At 75.1% G+C, this 14,047-nt stretch carries 12 protein-coding genes, 1 rRNA gene and 1 pseudogene; 11 read left to right on the forward strand and 3 right to left on the reverse strand.

The window, feature by feature from the left end:
* The 3 genes from rrf to AB0K34_RS43360 form a co-directional block, all read left to right on the forward strand.
* Positions 1–94: ribosomal RNA gene (rrf, locus tag AB0K34_RS43350) — 5S ribosomal RNA — on the forward strand; the annotation flags it as partial.
* Positions 95–206: 112 nt separating this feature from the next.
* Positions 207–2,198 (forward strand): hypothetical protein, encoded by a 1,992-nt coding sequence (locus AB0K34_RS43355; RefSeq protein WP_364554403.1) that lies wholly within the window; start codon positions 207–209, stop codon positions 2,196–2,198.
* 105 nt (positions 2,199–2,303) lie between these two features.
* On the forward strand, positions 2,304–3,470 hold the full coding sequence (locus AB0K34_RS43360; RefSeq protein ID WP_171069395.1) for an alkaline phosphatase PhoX: 1,167 nt from the start codon (positions 2,304–2,306) through the stop codon (positions 3,468–3,470).
* Positions 3,471–3,474: 4 nt separating this feature from the next.
* Here the strand turns inward: AB0K34_RS43360 and AB0K34_RS43365 are convergent, their stop codons facing one another.
* Positions 3,475–4,413: an MBL fold metallo-hydrolase gene (locus AB0K34_RS43365; RefSeq protein ID WP_138640977.1), complete on the reverse strand. Its 939-nt coding sequence runs from the start codon at positions 4,411–4,413 to the stop codon at positions 3,475–3,477.
* A 7-nt stretch (positions 4,414–4,420) separates the two neighbouring features.
* Positions 4,421–5,770, reverse strand: coding sequence for a DUF1015 domain-containing protein (locus AB0K34_RS43370; RefSeq protein ID WP_364554404.1), 1,350 nt, complete (start codon positions 5,768–5,770; stop codon positions 4,421–4,423).
* A gap of 66 nt (positions 5,771–5,836) precedes the next feature.
* Here AB0K34_RS43370 and AB0K34_RS43375 point away from each other — a divergent pair, with 66 nt between their 5' ends.
* Together AB0K34_RS43375 and AB0K34_RS43380 are read left to right on the forward strand one after the other, a co-directional pair.
* Positions 5,837–6,316 carry a tetratricopeptide repeat protein gene (locus AB0K34_RS43375; RefSeq protein WP_364554405.1) on the forward strand — a complete coding sequence of 160 codons (480 nt, stop codon included), beginning with the start codon at positions 5,837–5,839 and terminating at the stop codon, positions 6,314–6,316.
* A gap of 56 nt (positions 6,317–6,372) precedes the next feature.
* Entirely contained in the window at positions 6,373–7,374 is a 1,002-nt protein-coding gene (locus tag AB0K34_RS43380; RefSeq protein WP_364554409.1) for an HAD-IIA family hydrolase, read from the forward strand.
* Positions 7,375–7,403: 29 nt separating this feature from the next.
* On the opposite strand, the gene AB0K34_RS43385 is transcribed toward AB0K34_RS43380, so the two are convergent.
* Positions 7,404–7,745 (reverse strand): SCP2 sterol-binding domain-containing protein, encoded by a 342-nt coding sequence (locus AB0K34_RS43385; protein WP_138640974.1) that lies wholly within the window; start codon positions 7,743–7,745, stop codon positions 7,404–7,406.
* Between the two features lie 115 nt (positions 7,746–7,860).
* Here AB0K34_RS43385 and AB0K34_RS43390 point away from each other — a divergent pair, with 115 nt between their 5' ends.
* From AB0K34_RS43390 to AB0K34_RS43415, 6 genes and pseudogenes are all read left to right on the forward strand, one after another.
* Positions 7,861–8,166: a hypothetical protein gene (locus tag AB0K34_RS43390; RefSeq protein WP_364554406.1), complete on the forward strand. Its 306-nt coding sequence runs from the start codon at positions 7,861–7,863 to the stop codon at positions 8,164–8,166.
* On the forward strand, positions 8,163–8,966 hold the full coding sequence (locus AB0K34_RS43395; RefSeq protein ID WP_364554407.1) for a TlyA family RNA methyltransferase: 804 nt from the start codon (positions 8,163–8,165) through the stop codon (positions 8,964–8,966). The genes AB0K34_RS43390 and AB0K34_RS43395 overlap by 4 nt, the downstream gene beginning before the upstream one ends.
* 127 nt (positions 8,967–9,093) lie before the next feature.
* Positions 9,094–9,978: pseudogene (locus AB0K34_RS43400) on the forward strand (NAD kinase); the annotation flags it as partial.
* Positions 9,979–10,192: 214 nt separating this feature from the next.
* Positions 10,193–11,899 (forward strand): DNA repair protein RecN, encoded by a 1,707-nt coding sequence (gene recN, locus AB0K34_RS43405; protein ID WP_301177814.1) that lies wholly within the window; start codon positions 10,193–10,195, stop codon positions 11,897–11,899.
* A gap of 133 nt (positions 11,900–12,032) precedes the next feature.
* Positions 12,033–13,283: a putative cytokinetic ring protein SteA gene (steA, locus tag AB0K34_RS43410; RefSeq protein WP_138641360.1), complete on the forward strand. Its 1,251-nt coding sequence runs from the start codon at positions 12,033–12,035 to the stop codon at positions 13,281–13,283.
* Positions 13,280–14,047, forward strand: a 768-nt coding sequence (locus tag AB0K34_RS43415) for a copper transporter (protein ID WP_364554408.1), incomplete at its 3' end; no start/stop codon positions are given. The genes steA and AB0K34_RS43415, both read left to right, overlap by 4 nt.

The raw sequence follows: 14,047 nt of genomic DNA on the forward strand, positions 1-14,047 counted from the left end.
AACACCCGGTCCCATCCCGAACCCGGAAGTTAAGCCCTTCAGCGCCGATGGTACTGCATGGGAGACCGTGTGGGAGAGTAGGACGCCGCCGGACATGAATTGGTCGAGGGTCGCCCCTATTTCGCGGGGCGGCCCTCGACGCATGTGGGCCCCCGGCCAAAGTAGGCTGGAAGTATCCACGAACACCATCAAGAACAGTGACGGACGTGATGAGCGCGGAAGAGGACGGCCGCGGCGACGACAGCCGCGAACGGCGGGGCGACAACGGGCGGCGGGGCACCCCGCCCCGTCGCGGGGCCAGCCCCCGCGGCGGCCAGGGCGGGCCCGGGAACCGCAAGGGCGGAGGCCCCCGCGGTGGAGCGCCCCGCGCCGGCGGTCCGCAGGGCGGACGCGACCGTCCCGCGGGCGGCGGGTGGAAGGACCGGGACTCGCGCGGGCAGCGCGATGACCGCAAGCCCGGCCGTCCGTTCAAGCGTTCCGATGACCGGCGTCCGGAATCCCGCGAGGGACGACCGGACGACCGCCGTGAGGGCCGCCCCGGCGGGCCCCGGAACGACCGTTCTGAAGGCAGGTTCGAGCGACCGCGCGGCGGGCAGGGCAAGCCTGGCGAGCGTCGTTTCAGCGGTCCGCGCGATGGCGGGCAGGGCAAGCCTGGCGAGCGCCGGTTCAGCGGCCAGCGCGATGGCGGGCAGGGCAGACCTGGCGAGCGCCGGTTCAGTGGCCAGCGCGATGGCGGGCAGGGTAGGCCCGGTGAGCGTCGTTTCAGTGGTCCGCGTGACGGTGGGCAGGGCAAGCCCGGCGAGCGCCGGTTCAGCGGCCCGCGTGACGGTGGGCAGGGTAGGCCCGGTGAGCGCCGGTTCGGCGGTAAGCCCGGCGAGCGCAAGGAGGGCCGCTTCGGCGGGCCCCGTCAGGGGCAGGGCCAGGGCGGCGGGCCGCGGCGCGACGGGCGTCCGGCCGGTGGGCAGGGCGAGCGTCGGTTCGAGGGACGTCCGCCCGAGCGCCGGTTCAAGGACCGCGACGACCGGCCGGGGCGCGAGGAGCGCCGTCCGGCGGGGCGCCGGTTCGAGGGCGGGCGCGAAGGGCGTCCCGGCGACCGCGACAAGGGCAGGCCGCCGTTCAAGGGGCGCGGCGAGAGGCGTCCGCAGGACGGCGGGCGCTCCTACGGGCCGCCCCGCGACCGGCAGGACCGGCGGCCGCGGACGGAGGAGCGCGAGCGTCCCGCGCCGGCGCACGACGATCCGCTGCTGCCGGACGACGTCACCGGCGAGGAGCTGGACGCCGACGCGCGCGTCGAGCTGCGCACGCTGCCGAAGGACCTGGCCGCCAAGGTCGCGCGCCATCTCGTGATGGCGGGACGGCTGGCCGAGGACGAGCCGGAGCAGTCCTACAAGCACGCGAAGGCGGCGCGGCGGCTCGCGTCCCGGGTCGGGATCGTCCGGGAGGCGGCGGGGATCGCGGCCTACCACGCGGGCGAATGGGCGGAGGCGCTCGCCGAGCTGCGCGCCGCCCGGCGGCTCGGTGCCGGGGACGACTCGTACCTGCCGGTGATGGTCGACTGCGAGCGGGGCCTCGGCCGGCCCGAGCGGGCCCTCGACCTGATCAAGTCGCCGGAGGCCGGGAAGCTCGACCAGATGGGGCGCATCGAACTGCGCATCGTGGAGTCGGGCGTCCGCCGCGACATGGGGCAGTACGACGCCGCCGTCGTCACCCTGCAGATCTCGGAGCTGCGCGACCGGCGGCTCCGGCCGTGGTCGATGCGGCTGTTCTACGCCTACGCGGACGCGCTCGTCGAGGCCGGGCGCGCCGAGGAGGCCGCCGACTGGTTCGCGCGGGCCGCCGCCGCGGACCGGGACGGGGACACCGACGCCGCCGAGCGCTACGCCGAGATCGAAGGGCTCCACATCCTCGACACCGAGGACGCCGACGACGCCGAGGACGCCGGCGAGACCGAGGACGCCGACGAGACCGAGCACGCCGAGGACGCGGCGCAGGCGGAGGACGAAGGCGACTCCGGTGCGGCGTCGGAGCCGGCGGCGGCGACCGACATCGCGTTCCAGCCCGCCGAGCCCGAGGTGGTGGAGGCGCGGGAAGGGGACGCCCCGAACGCCCCGGCGGTGTTCCTGGAGCCCGAGGCGACCGGCGAGGAGCGGCCCGGCGGGCCCGGCGGGCCCGAGGAGGAGCCGCCGGCAGGGGCTTGACCACCGGTACTTGACTGGCGGGTAGGTTTCCCGGATATTCACGGGACCGCGCCGTTCGGGGGCCGCCGGACACGTCCGGCGGAGATCGACTCCTTGAGGAGAGTCATGCCCCTGAACCGACGTACGTTCCTGCGCGCCTCCGCCGTCGCCGGTGGCACGACCGCGTTCTCCGGCGCCCTGTGGCAGCGGGCCTTCGCCGCCGGGCCCGCACAGCCCGGCCCGAGCCCGTACGGGCCGCCGGGCGCCGCGGACGGCAACGGCGTGCAGCTGCCGGAGGGTTTCACGAGCCGGGTCGTGGCGCGGTCGATGCAGCGCGTCGAGGGCACGCGCCACACCTGGCATCCGGCGCCCGACGGCGGCGCGTGCTTCGCCGACGGGGACGGCTGGATCTACGTCAGCAACTCGGAGGTCCCGGTCGTCGGCGGCGTGTCCGCGATCCGGTTCGACGCGACCGGGAAGGTGACGTCGGCGTACCGGATCCTGAACGGCACCACGCTGAACTGCTCCGGCGGCGCCACGCCGTGGAACACGTGGCTGTCGTGCGAGGAGCACGACTTCGGCCTGGTGTACGAGACGGACCCGCGCGGGCAGAAGTCGGCGGTGGCGCGTCCGGCGATGGGCAGGTTCAAGCACGAGGCCGCCGCGTCCGACCCCGAGCGCAAGGTCGTCTACCTGACCGAGGACCAGGGGGACGGCTGCTTCTACCGGTTCCGTCCGAACACGTGGGGCGACCTGTCGTCGGGGACGCTCGAAGTCCTGGTCGGGTCCGGGACGGGCCCCGTCCGGTGGACGAAGGTACCGAGCCCGCAGCTGTGGTTGACGCCGACCCGCGAGCAGGTGGCGGACGCCATGCGCTTCGACGGCGGCGAGGGGTGCTACTACACGCACGGTGTCTGCTACTTCACCACGAAGGGCGACAACCGGGTGTGGGCCTACGACGCCGCCAACGAGAGTCTGGACATCGCCTACGACGACGACCTGGTCACCACAGGAGAGGCGCCCCTCCACGGCGTCGACGCCGTGACCGCGACCGCGTCCGGTGAGCTGTACGTCGCCGAGGACGGCGACAACATGGAGATCAACCTCATCACCAGGGACGGGATCGTGACCCCGTTCCTGCGCGTCGTCGGCCATGACGAGTCGGAGATCACCGGGTGCGCGTTCAGTCCGGACGGGTCGCGGCTGTACTTCTCGTCCCAGCGCGGAAAGAGCGGCTTCATCGCCGGGACGGACGGCTGCACGTTCGAGGTGACCGGCCCCTTCCGCCGCTGAGCGCTCACGCGTGCCTGCTCAGGGCGTGCAGGATGCCGGTGACGTTGCTCTCCGCGCTGTTCAGCACCTCGTACTTGGCGACCAGGTCGGGGTCGGTGTCGTCGCTCATGATGGCGTAGCGGTGCCTGGTCCGGTCGACGACCATGGCGACGGCGTGGTCGAGGTCGAGGTCCTGGTCCTTGGCGTCCTGGACGGCGTCCACCCAGACGCGCAGCTCCTCAGCCGACCGCTCCAGCGTGGCGTCCACCTCGGTGACGGGCCCGTAGTGCGCGAACAGCAGCCGCTGCGGGCCCAGCGCCCGGAACCTGCCGAGGGACGCCAGCGCGGTGTCGAGGTCGAAGTCCGGCGGCGGCGTCGCGGGCTTCACGTCCGCCGTCTCCGGGATGTAGATGCCGGCGGCGTCGCCCACGTACAGGTCGCCGGTCCGGGAGTCCATCAGCCCGACGTGGTGCTTGGCGTGGCCGGGGGAGTAGTGCGACTCCAGCCGCCGCCCGCCGCCGAGGTCGATGCTGCCGGTGTCCTCGACGGCCCGGATCCGGGCGGCGTCGGTGGGCTTCAGCTCGCCGAACAGGGTGTCGAGGCTGTCCCCGTACACCATGCGGGCGCTGCGCATGAGCCGCGCCGGGTCGGCCAGGTGCCGCGCGCCCTTCTCGTGGACGACGACCTCCGCGCGCGGGTACATCTCCGCGATGTCGCCGACGCCGCCCGCGTGGTCGAGGTGGATGTGGGTCACGACCACGGACGCCAGGTCGTCCGGCCCCACGCCGAGTTGCCGCAGCGCCGCCTGCACCACGGGCGCCGAGCCGGACGTGCCGGGTTCCACCAGGCAGGGCCGGTCGGACAGGATCAGGTATCCGGCGGTGATGCCGCTGTAGCCGGCCATCCGGGTGTCGATCTCGTAGACGTCCCCGCCGAGCGGCGTGATCGTGGTCGCGGTGTCCATTCCCCGATCATGGCCTCTCGGAGGCGTCCGGGTCGAGGAGCCGCAGGACGAGACCGGTGCGGGGCTTGGGCCCGAACGACGTCGACTTGCGGGGGACGCGCTCCCCGCCGCCCGCGACGGCGAGGACGTCCTCGACCTTGAGCGGGTTCAAGACGACCGCCGTCCCGCCCGAGTGCCGGGCGCGGGCGATGGCGGCGGACGGGTCGTCGTGCACCACTTCGATGGCGTTCTCGTTCTCCGGGACGTCCCACACGCCGCCGATGAGGACGTGGTCCAGGACGGCGGTGTCGAGCCCGCGCCAGCGCGGTGAGTGCTCGGACGGCAGGCAGCGGGCGAGGGCGTCCGCGTCGGGGTCGGTGAGCAGGTGCAGGGCGTCGCGTCCGCCGAGGAGGAACGCGGGGCCGTCCGCTGCGGCGAGGGCCGCCACGGCGGCGCCCTCGTCGGTGAAGTCGGTCACGCGGAACACCTTGCGCGCCTTCTCGACCGCCTCGTCCGGCAGGAGGCCGGGCAGGACGCGGTGGATCGCGCCCAGGTGCGGCGGGTAGCGCGTCGAGTCGACCAGCAGCGCCAGGCCGGCGTCCCAGGGCCCCGGGCCGTCGCCGGCGGCGTGGCGGCGGGCCTGCAGCGCGCGGTAGGTGGCGTAGCGGTGGTGGCCGTCGGCGATGAGGGCCTGCTTGTCGCGGAGGTCGGCGGCCACGCGCGCGTGCGCGGCGGGATCGGTGATGCTCCACAGCCGGTGCGTCAGCCCGTCGTCGGCGTCGAACTCCAGCAGCGGGGCGTGCGCGGCGGCGTCGTCGACGATCCGGGCCGCGTCGCCGCCGCCCTCGTACACCAGGAAGATCGGCTCCAGGTTGGCGTTCGTGGCCGTCATCAGCGCGAGCCGGTCGCGGACCGGGCCGGGGAAGACGTTCTCGTGCGGCAGCACGACGCCGTCGGCCTCGGCGCGCAGACCCAGCGCGCCGATCAGGCCGCGCTGCAGGACCGTCCCGCCGCGGGCCGCCTCGTACACGTACAGGGCCGGCTCGGGGTCGGCGGCGAGCGCGCCCTCGGCCAGCCAGCGGCGCAGCCGGCCGCCCGCCGCCGCGTAGCTCTCCCCGGCGGCGCGCGGCAGGTTGAGCCGGACGATGTTGTGCCCGCCGCCCGCCAGCAGCCGCAGCGCCGCCGCCTCGTCGATCAGGTCGTAGGGCGGCATGGTCACCGCCGCCGGGTCGCCCGCCACCGCGGGGACGAAGCGGACGCCGCGGAACGGGGCCAGCTCCAGGCCGCCGCCCGTGCGCGGCCCCGCGGTCCCGAAGATCCGGGCGCTGAACTCCTCCGGCGCGAGGCCGGAGGAGAGGTCGTCGTCCACGCTGGGCATGGTATTCAGCGGAGGGCGCGCGGCGTCCCGGCGGGTACGGTCGTAATGATCCGAGGGGAGGTCCATATGAGTGGTCAAGGGCCTGGGCGGCCGGAGGATTCCCCGAGCGAGAACCCCGGCGCCGACCGGGGCGCGGAAGCGGGCGCCGACCCGGGCGAGCATGCGGCCTCGCCGGGCGGCGGGGTCTACGAGTGGTACACGCGGGGTCTGGAGCTGCTGCGGTCCGGCAGCGCCGCCGCCGCGCTGCAGCTGCTGGCCAGGGCGGCGGAGGCCGAGCCCGGGTCGCACAGCATCCGGGAGGCGCTCGGCCGCGCCCAGTTCGGCGCCCGCCAGTTCGGCGCGGCCGCCGAGAGCTTCCGCGGGATCGTCGAGGAGGAGCCCGCCGAGGACTACGCCCGGTTCGGGCTCGGGCTGGCGCTCAGCAGGCTCGGCGACTTCGCGGGCGCCGTCGAGCAGCTGGCGCTCGCCGCCGCCATGCGCCCCGACAACCCCGACTACGCCAGGGCGCTGCGGCAGGCCAGGGCCACCCTCGACGCCCGGCGCTGACCCGGCCCTTACCCGTCGGTAACAACCCCCGTACGATCGCACGCATGAGGAGCGCGATGAAAGGCAGCGACCGTCCCCTGAGCGAGGCGTACGACGTCGCCCTGCTCGACCTCGACGGGGTGGTCTACGTCGGCCGCAGGCCCGTCCCGGCGGCGGCGGAGTCGCTCGCCAAGGCGCGCGCGGCCGGGCAGCGGCTGGCGTTCGTGACCAACAACGCCTCCCGCACTCCGTCGGCCGTCGCGGCGCTGCTGACCGAGGTGGGCGTCCCCGCCGAGCCCGCCGACGTGGTGACCTCCGCGCAGGCCGCGGCGCGGCTGCTCGCCGAGCGGCTGCCCGCCGGGTCGGAGGTGCTCGTCGTCGGCGGCATGGGCCTGCGCCACGCCCTCTACGCGCAGGGGCTGCGGCCGGTGTCGACCGCGGCGGGGCGCCCGGCCGCCGTCGTCCAGGGCTACCACCCGGACCTCTCCTACGGGACGCTGGCCGAGGGGGCGCGGGCCGTCAGCATGGGCGCGCTGTTCGTCGGCTCCAACGGTGACCTGACCATCCCCGGCGGCGACGGCCCCCCGCAGCCCGGCAACGGGGCCCTGCTCCGCGTGATCACGGCCGCGACCGGCGTCGAGCCCATCGTGTCCGGCAAGCCCGAGCGGCCGCTGCACCAGGAGTCGATCCTGCGCACCGGCGCGCGGCGCCCGCTCGTGGTCGGCGACCGGCTCGACACCGACATCGAGGGCGCCTGGAACGGCGGCGCCGACAGCCTGCTGGTGTTCACCGGCGTCACCGACCCCCTGCGGGCCCTCACCGCGCCGCCGCACCGGCGCCCGAGCTTCCTGGCCGCCGACCTGGCGGGGCTGCTCGTCCCGCACCCGGAGCCCGTCCGCGCGGACGGGGCGCACCGCTGCCGGGACTGGGCGGCCCGCCGCGACGGCGACGCCTTCACCGTCACCGGCTCCGGCGACCCCTGGGACGGCCTGCGCGCCCTCGCGTCCGCCGCCTGGGAGAGCGACACGCCGCCGCCCGCCGAGGCCCTCACCGGCGCCCTGGAGGCCCTGCGGCTCTAGACCGCCCGCCGGCCCGGCCCGGCCCGGCCCTAGAGCAGCCTCCGCAGCCGCAGCAGATCGAGGAAGCTCGCCTCGATCTTGACGCGGCCGGCCGCCCACGCCTTCGCCGGATGCAGCTCGTCGCCGGCCATGGCGACGAGGTCGTCGCTGCCCACGGTGAGGCGCACCTGCGCCGACTCCGGGTCGCCGTCGGCCTCGAACGGGTCGAGGCCGCCCGCGTGGAGCCGGGTGCGGTAGGCCAGCCCGAGGTCGCTGATGCGGCAGCTGATCGTCCGCTCCACGACGTGCTCGGCGAGCCGGTCGCCGTCCACCTCCGCCAGCCGCGCCGCGATGCGCTCCAGCGCCGCGCGGCAGTCGTCCTCGTTCGCCATGGTCAGGCCGTTCCCCCCTCGTCCGGCAACGATGTCGCTCAGGGACGGTAGCGTTCGGAATGAGCCGGAGGCGACTCGTGGCGGGCGCTCCGGGACCGTTTGGGAGGTAAAAGTGATGTCCGACGAGGCCGCGGAGGCCGCGCAGGCGCCGGTGCCGGCGCCGGAGCCGGAGCCGGAGCCGGAGTTCCCGGCGGCGCCGCCGCCCGACCCGACCGGCGACCCGCGCGTCGACGCCGCCGTCGCGCCCCTCGGCGGGCTGGGCGGGCTGCCCGTCGCCGAGCACGTGCGGGTCTTCGAGGACGTCCACCGGCGGCTCCAGGACCTCCTCGTGTCCGCCGCCCAGGACGAGCCCGCCCCGGCGGCGGCCCCGGCCGTGCCGCCGCGCCCCGCCTTCCCCGACTCCCTGCGCCCCCGCCCGTGAGCGCCAGGCGCAGGCTGGACGCCGAGCTCGTCCGCCGCAAGCTGGCGCGGTCGCGCGAGCACGCGGGCCGGCTCATCGCCGACGGCCGGGTCCGGGTCGGCGGGCAGCGGGCCGCCAAGGCCGCGACGCAGGTCGAGGCAGCCGCGGCGATCGTCGTCGAGGACGCCGCCGACGGGCCCGACTACGTCTCCCGGGGCGGGCACAAGCTCGCGGGCGCGCTCAAGGCGTTCCCCGGCCTGGAGGTCAAGGGCCGCGTCTGCCTCGACGCGGGCGCCTCCACCGGCGGATTCACCGACGTCCTGCTGCGCGCGGGCGCCGCCCGCGTCTACGCGGTCGACGTCGGCTACGGGCAGATCGCCTGGTCGCTGCGCACCGACGAGCGGGTCACCGTCATGGAGCGGGTCAACATCCGCGACCTGGAACCCGGATCGCTCGGCGATCCGCCGCCCGACCTGGTCGTCGGCGACCTGTCGTTCATCTCGCTGAAGCTCGTCCTCGGGCCGGTGCGCGCGTGCGTCGCCCCCGACGCCGACTACGCCGTCATGGTGAAGCCGCAGTTCGAGGTCGGCAAGGACCGGGTCGGCGCGGGCGGCGTCGTCCGCGACCCGGAACTGCGCGCCGACGCCGTGCGGGGCGTCGCCGAGCACGCCGCGACGCTCGGCCTGGGCGTCCTCGGCGTGGCGGCCAGCCCCCTGCCGGGCCCGTCCGGCAACGTCGAGTACTTCCTGTGGCTGCGCGCCGGGGCCCCGCCGCTGGACGAGGCCGCCCTCGCCAAGGCGATCGACGAGGGGCCGAAGTGAGCGGCGCGCCCCCGAACGTGGACCGTCCCCGGAACGTACAGAGGACGTCCGAGAAGGGAACCCCCGCGGGAGGGGTGTTCGTCCAGACGTCTGCAGGCCGCAGCGCACCGGGGAGTGGGGCGAGAGCATGAGCAAGAGGTCGGTGCTGGTGGTGGCGCACACCGGGCGGCCGGAGGCCGTCCGCAGCGCGCAGCTGGTCATCGAGCGGCTCGGCCAGGCCGGGATCGGCGTCCGCGTCCTGGACACCGAGGCCGACCAGATCGGCTGCACGGGCGTGGAGGTCATGCCCAGCACCGCGGCGGCGGCCGACGACGCCGAGGTCGTCATGGTCCTCGGCGGCGACGGGACGCTGCTGCGCGCCGCCGACCTGACCCGCGCGTCCGGCACGCCGCTGCTCGGCGTCAACCTCGGGCACGTCGGGTTCCTCGCCGAGGCCGAGCGCGACGACCTCGCCGCCACCGTCGACCGGGTCTGCGACCGCCGCTACGAGGTCGAGGAGCGGATGACCGTGGACGTCACCGCCCGCCGCAACGGCACGGTGATGGGCGCGACGTGGGCGCTGAACGAGGCGAGCATCGAGAAGGCCGAGCGGGAGCGGATGCTGGAGGTCGTCGCCGAGATCGACGGCCGCCCGCTGTCGAACTGGGGCTGCGACGGAGTGGTGTGCGCCACCCCGACCGGCTCCACCGCCTACGCGTTCTCCGCCGGCGGCCCGGTCGTGTGGCCGGAGGTCGAGGCGATGCTCGTCGTCCCGATCAGCGCGCACTCGCTGTTCTCCCGCCCGCTGGTGGTGTCGCCGCGCTCGTCGGTGGCCGTCGAGGTGCTGCCCGGCACGCCCCGCGCGGTGCTGTGGTGCGACGGGCGCCGCACCCTCGACCTGCCGCCGGGCGCGCGGGTGGAGGTCCGCCGCGGCGCGGTGCCGGTGCGGCTCGCCCGGCTGCACCTCACCCCGTTCACCGACCGGCTGGTCACCAAGTTCGGGCTGCCCGTGACGGGCTGGCGGGGGCGGGTCAGGCAGCCGTCCCGGCCGTCCCCGCCGCTGGCGGATTCGCAGGTCGGGGACGCCTCCGGAACCGGCGGCGGCACCGCAGTCCCGGGGCCGGGCGGCGGCCCGGAGGGCGGCTCCGGCGAATCGGCCGGGGGAGCGGCAGGCGGGCAGAGAGGATAATCTCCACAGGCGCCGATCGGGGATCTGTTTGCGGAGGGTTGTGACGCCGGTGCGTCCGATGGTCGATGAGGTGCGGATCCAGGGCCTCGGAGTGATCGACGAGGCCGTGCTCGATCTGTCGCCGGGCTTCAACGTGGTGACCGGGGAGACCGGGGCGGGCAAGACCATGGTGGTCACCAGCCTCGGGCTGCTGTTCGGCGGCCGCGCCGACCCGCAGCGGGTCCGGCCGGGCGCGGGCCGCGCCACGGTCGAGGGGCGGCTCGTCGTCGATCCGGGCGGCCGCGTCGTCGAGCGGGTCGAGGAGGCCGGCGGCGAGCTGGACGAGGGCGCGCTGATCGTCACCCGGTCGGTGTCGGCGGAGGGCCGCTCCCGCGCGTTCCTCGGCGGCCGGTCCGTCCCGGTGAGCGTGCTGATCAACCTGGCGGACGACCTGGTCGCCGTGCACGGCCAGGCCGACCAGCAGCGGCTGCTGCAGGCCGGGCGGCAGCGCGCCGCGCTCGACCGGTACGCGGGCGGCGCGCTGACCAAGCCGATGCGCGCCTACACCAAGGCGTACCAGCGGCACCGGCAGGTCACGGCGCTGCTGGAGGAGCTGACGACGCGGGCGCGCGAGCGGGCCCAGGAGGCCGACATGCTCCGCTTCGGCCTGGAGGAGATCGAGAAGGTCGACCCCAAGGACGGCGAGGACGCCGACCTCGCCGCCGAGGAGGAGCGCCTCGGGCACGCCGACGCGCTGCGCGGCGCCGCCGACACCGCGCACGAGGCGCTGCTCGGCGACCCGGCCGCCGCGTTCGAGGCCGCGAACGTCACGAGCCTGCTCGGCCAGGCCCGCAACGCGCTGGACGCCGTCCGCGACCACGACCCGGAGCTGGCGGCGCTCGCCGACCGGCTCGCCGAGGCCGGCTACCTCGTCACCGACGTCGGCACCGACCTCGCCTCCTACGCCGAGTCCGTGGACGCCGACCCGGCGCGGCTCGCCGCCGTCCAGGAGCGGCGCGCCGAGCTGACCGCGCTGGTCCGCAAGTACGGCGGGGCGGAGGGCACGGCCGCCGCGGTCCTGGAGTGGGCCCGCACGGCCGCGGCCCGGCTCACCGAGCTGGAGGGCGACGACGACCGCATCGAGGAGCTGCGCGCCGAGCACGCCGAGCTGACCGAGCGGCTCGCCGCCGAGGCCGGGGAGCTGACCGCGGTCCGCGCCCGCGCCGCCGAGCGGTTCTCCGGCGCCGTCACCGAGGAGCTGACGGCCCTGGCGATGCCGCACGCCCGCGTCTCCGTCACCGTCACCCCCACCGAGGAGTACGGCCCGCACGGCGTCGACGAGGTCGAGGTCCGGCTCGCGCCGCACCCCGGCTCGCCGCCGCTGCCGCTGCACAAGGGCGCCTCCGGCGGCGAGCTGTCCCGGGTGATGCTGGCGATCGAGGTCGTGTTCGCGGGCGCCGACCCGGTCCCGACGTTCGTGTTCGACGAGGTCGACGCGGGCGTCGGCGGCAAGGCCGCGGTGGAGATCGGGCGCCGGCTGGCGCGGCTGGCCCGCAACGCGCAGGTGATCGTCGTCACGCACCTTCCGCAGGTCGCCGCGTTCGCCGACCAGCACCTGGTGGTGGAGAAGTCCGACGACGGCACCGTGACCAGCAGCGGCGTCACCGCGCTGGACCGGGAGGGCCGCGTCCGGGAGCTGTCGCGCATGCTCGCCGGCCTGGAGGACTCCGAGCTCGGCCGCGCGCACGCCGAGGAGCTGCTCGCCATGGCCGCCGACGACCGGTGAGCGCGCCGTCCTCCGCCGCGGCCCCCGCCCGCCGCGGCGCCCCGGCAAACGCTACAGAGCGTGCCCGATCGGACACGCCTGGACAGTCGTGCCTTCCGGCGTCCACTGCGGCGCTCTGGCAGGATGGTCGGTGATGAACGACCCGTCACCCACCGCCGAGCCCGGCGCCGACCGCGGCGCCCGGCCGGCCCTGAAGCTGCCGCGGCGCGTGCTCACGCTCGGCCGCGGCCGCGACGACGGCCGGTCCGGGGTCACCGCCACGGCCCGGCTCGACCGCCGCACCAAGGACCTGACCAAGCGGCTGCAGCCCGGCGACGTCGCGGTGATCGACCATGTCGACCTCGACCGCGTCAGCGCCGAGGCGCTGGTGTCGTGCGAGGTCGGCGCCGTGGTGAACGTCGCGCCGAGCATCTCCGGGCGCTACCCGAACCTCGGCCCGCAGATCCTGATCGACGCCGGCATCCCGCTGGTGGACGACGTCGGCCCGGAGATCTTCACCAAGCTGCACGAGGGCGACCAGGTCCGGGTCGAGGGGCCCGCCGTGCACCGCGGCGAGGACGTGGTGGCCAAGGGCACCGAGCAGACGGCCGAGACCGTCGAGACGGCGCTGACCGAGGCCAAGTCGGGGCTCGCGGCCCAGCTGGAGGCGTTCGTCGCCAACACGATGGAGTACGTCAAGCGCGAGCGCGACCTGCTCATCGACGGCGTCGGCGTCCCCGACGTCACCACGAAGATCGCCGGCCGGCACGCGCTCATCGTCGTCCGCGGCTACCACTACCGCGAGGACATCGCGACCCTGCGGCCCTACATCCGCGAGTACCGCCCGGTGCTGATCGGGGTGGACGGCGGCGCCGACGCGCTGCTGGAGGCCGGCTACCGCCCCGACATGATCGTCGGGGACATGGACTCGGTGTCCGACGACGCGCTCACCTGCGGCGCCGAGATCGTCGTGCACGCCTACCGGGACGGCCGCGCGCCCGGGCTGAAGCGCGTCCACGAGCTGGGGCAGGAGGCCGTCGTCTTCCCCGCCACCGCCACCAGCGAGGACATCGCGATGCTGCTCGCCGACGACAAGGGCGCCACCCTGATCGTCGCGGTCGGCACGCACGCCAACATGGTGGAGTTCCTCGACAAGGGCCGCGCCGGCATGGCCAGCACCTTCCTCACCCGGCTCCGGGTGGGCAGCAAGCTCGTCGACGCCAAGGGCGTCAGCAGGCTCTACCGCAGCAGGATCTCCACCTGGTCGCTGCTGTTCCTCGTCCTCGGCGCGTTCATCGCCATCGTCACGGCCGTCGCCATGTCCCCGGCGGGGGACGTCATCAGTCCCCTGATCGCCGACCGCTGGCACGCCTTCGTCTTCTGGCTGACCGGACTCTTCACGTGATCGATTTCCGCTACCATCTCGTCTCCATCGTCGCGATCTTCCTCGCGCTGGCGCTCGGCATCGTGCTGGGCTCCACCACCCTGTCGGACTCGGTGAGCGACACCCTGCGCCAGCAGGCCAACTCGGCGGCCAAGACCGCCCAGCAGGCCCGGCTGGCGCAGCGCGAGCTGGAGCACCAGGTGAAGGGGCAGGAGCAGTTCGCGAACGTGCTGTCGCCCCAGATCGTCGCCGACCGGCTGAAGGACCAGTCGGTCGTGCTGATCGAGACGCCGGGCGCCGGCAACGACAGCATCGAGCGGGTCAGCGAGCTGGCGAAGAACGCGGGCGCCGCCGTCACCGGCCGCGTCACGATCCAGAAGAAGCTCCTGGACGCCGACCAGCAGACCACCGTCGACGAGCTGGCCACCCAGCTGAAGGCCGACGACGTGTCCTTCCCCGGCGACGCGAGCGCCTACGACAAGGCGGGCATGGTGCTGGCGAACGCCCTCGTCACCAAGGACCCCGCCAAGTCCGGCCGCGAGGACGCGGTCGGCGGCGCCGTCCTCAACGGCTTCAAGGAGGCCGGGTACGTCACCACCAGCGGCAAGCCGGGCCAGCACGCCACGCTCGCCGTGATGGTCGCGCCCGCCGCCCCGTACAACTACACCGGGGGCGACGCCGCGACCAAGGGGCTGATCTCGCTGGCCACCGCCCTCGACGCCGCCGGGCGCGGTACCGTCGTCGGTGGCCCGCCGACCTCCGCGCAGGAGGGCGGGCTGATCGCG

The sequence above is a fragment of the Actinomadura sp. NPDC049382 genome, from assembly GCF_040677125.1.
Lineage (GTDB): Bacteria > Actinomycetota > Actinomycetes > Streptosporangiales > Streptosporangiaceae > Spirillospora > Spirillospora geliboluensis.

What these genes read in the sequence shown, in the direction of transcription:
- AB0K34_RS43370 (WP_364554404.1), bottom strand. Translation starts at nt 5,770, where the DNA reads ATGCCCAGCGTGGACGACGACCTCTCCTCCGGCCTCGCGCCGGAGGAG.
- AB0K34_RS43360 (WP_171069395.1), top strand. Translation starts at nt 2,304, where the DNA reads ATGCCCCTGAACCGACGTACGTTCCTGCGCGCCTCCGCCGTCGCCGGT.
- AB0K34_RS43380 (WP_364554409.1), top strand. Translation starts at nt 6,373, where the DNA reads ATGAAAGGCAGCGACCGTCCCCTGAGCGAGGCGTACGACGTCGCCCTG.
- recN (WP_301177814.1), top strand. Translation starts at nt 10,193, where the DNA reads ATGGTCGATGAGGTGCGGATCCAGGGCCTCGGAGTGATCGACGAGGCC.
- AB0K34_RS43385 (WP_138640974.1), bottom strand. Translation starts at nt 7,745, where the DNA reads ATGGCGAACGAGGACGACTGCCGCGCGGCGCTGGAGCGCATCGCGGCG.
- AB0K34_RS43390 (WP_364554406.1), top strand. Translation starts at nt 7,861, where the DNA reads ATGTCCGACGAGGCCGCGGAGGCCGCGCAGGCGCCGGTGCCGGCGCCG.
- steA (WP_138641360.1), top strand. Translation starts at nt 12,033, where the DNA reads ATGAACGACCCGTCACCCACCGCCGAGCCCGGCGCCGACCGCGGCGCC.
- AB0K34_RS43365 (WP_138640977.1), bottom strand. Translation starts at nt 4,413, where the DNA reads ATGGACACCGCGACCACGATCACGCCGCTCGGCGGGGACGTCTACGAG.
- AB0K34_RS43375 (WP_364554405.1), top strand. Translation starts at nt 5,837, where the DNA reads ATGAGTGGTCAAGGGCCTGGGCGGCCGGAGGATTCCCCGAGCGAGAAC.